The following is a 1,671-nucleotide window of genomic DNA, read 5'->3' on the forward strand; positions in this document are numbered from 1 at the left end:
TACCCCCTACCAGCGGGGATGCMCCCCGGCTGCCGGGGGCGCCGCCGGATGCGGTACGGTGTCGCTTTATCGAAACGGCGCTTATGGCGCTCAGACCGCCGTGACACCCCAGCAGGCCAATCTGGGCCGCTTCGACCGGCGCAGTATTGTCGGGCTGCGCTGGGAGCATGATTTCACGCCGCGCATGGTCTGGCGTACCCAGTTCACCTATGACCAGCGCCATGTCGAGCAGCCGACCTCGACCACGGCCTTCGTGGGGCCATTCAACTCCTATAACGTCCAGACCGACCTGACGCGTCATGACGTAGTCGGAGCAACGCCCCTTACCAGCTTCGTCGGGGCCAATTTCGACTACATGGATTACGGCTATCAGGTTTACGCCCTGTTGCCGCAGGCGGGAGCCACGCGTGGCAGCGAGACATCGACCTCCTATGGCCATCAGTGGAATATCGGTCTGCGCTTCGAGGAAGACTGGCAGTTTGCGCCGCGATGGCACGCGGTGATCGGGCTGGGCGGCACGCAATCCGATATCGGGGCGGTTCAGACGGTCTACAGCCGGAGCGCCGTCGCCACGCGAGCGCAGGATATCACGGCCAATCGGCGCTTCTTCAATCTCGCCCCTGAGGCCTCTATCGTCTTCACGCCTGACAAGGCCTGGACCTGGCATGCGCGGCTGGGCACGGCCTATGCCACGCCGGGCTATTCCAGCTTCTTCGTCACGCCGCAGGGCAATTACGGCAACAACACCCAACTCAAGAGCCAGAGCAGTCTTGGGGTGGATCTTGGAACAGAATGGCACCCTTCGGCGTCAGTCAATGTGCAGGCCACCGGATTTTACGAATTCTACAGAAACGAGCTGGTCAGCCAGTCGGCTGGGGTCAATACCCAGGCGGGCAGCTACACGTTCAACGCGCCCGCCTCGCAGCATCGTGGCGTGGAACTCGCCGCCACATGGCAGGCCCTCCCGCGAACCCTGCCTGGGGCGAAGCTGCGTCTGTCCTACACCTATGACAACCAGATCTACACGAAGTACACCGAGATCCTGTCGAACAGCACGATGTCTCGCAGCTTCTCGCGCAAGGGCAAGCTGATCCCCGGGGTCATGCCGCATTTTCTAAATGCGCGCGTGCTCTATGACCAACCCTCAGGGCTATTGGAGGGACTGGGCGGATTTGCGGAGGTAACATGGCGCAGCACCTTCTTCGTCGACAATGCCAATCTGCTCAAGATCCCCGGATACGGTCTGCTCAATCTGGAGATACATTACGACCCGCCCGCAAGGCTGGGTTGGGTGCATCGTCTGCACAGCTATGTCGAGGTGCAGAATGTCGCCAATAGCGTCTATGCCGCAGGGGCGACAACTATCAGCGACACCCTTCTGGCCAATGGTCAGCAGGCAGGCGCCTCAGTATTGGCCGCAAAGACGGGTTCGATCTACGCAGGCAGCCCACGCGCCTTTTTCGGCGGCGTGCGGGTGAAGTTCTGAGGGATGGCCATGACACAGAATTCCCGCTCCCCTCGTTCTGCCTTCTCCCGTCCGGTCTGGCCCGATCGGGCCATGCTCTGGCGCTGGCATTTCTTTGCCGGGCTCTTCTGCCTGCCTTTTGTCATCATGCTTTGCGTGACTGGCTTACTCTATCTCTTCAAGCCCCAGATCGAGACATGGCTTGA

General features: G+C 61.1%; 2 protein-coding genes. Both read left to right on the top strand.

Annotation, left to right across the window (positions count from 1 at the left end; genetic code table 11):
* The coding region (locus C0V97_RS17835) for a TonB-dependent receptor (protein ID WP_158625475.1) at nt 1-1,486 on the top strand (1,486 nt) is incomplete at its 5' end.
* A 72-nt stretch (nt 1,487-1,558) separates the two neighbouring features.
* On the top strand, nt 1,559-1,671 hold a 113-nt coding region (locus C0V97_RS18840; RefSeq protein WP_255424199.1), incomplete at its 3' end, for a PepSY domain-containing protein.

The sequence above is a fragment of the Asaia sp. W19 genome, from assembly GCF_003994335.1.
Lineage (GTDB): Bacteria > Pseudomonadota > Alphaproteobacteria > Acetobacterales > Acetobacteraceae > Asaia.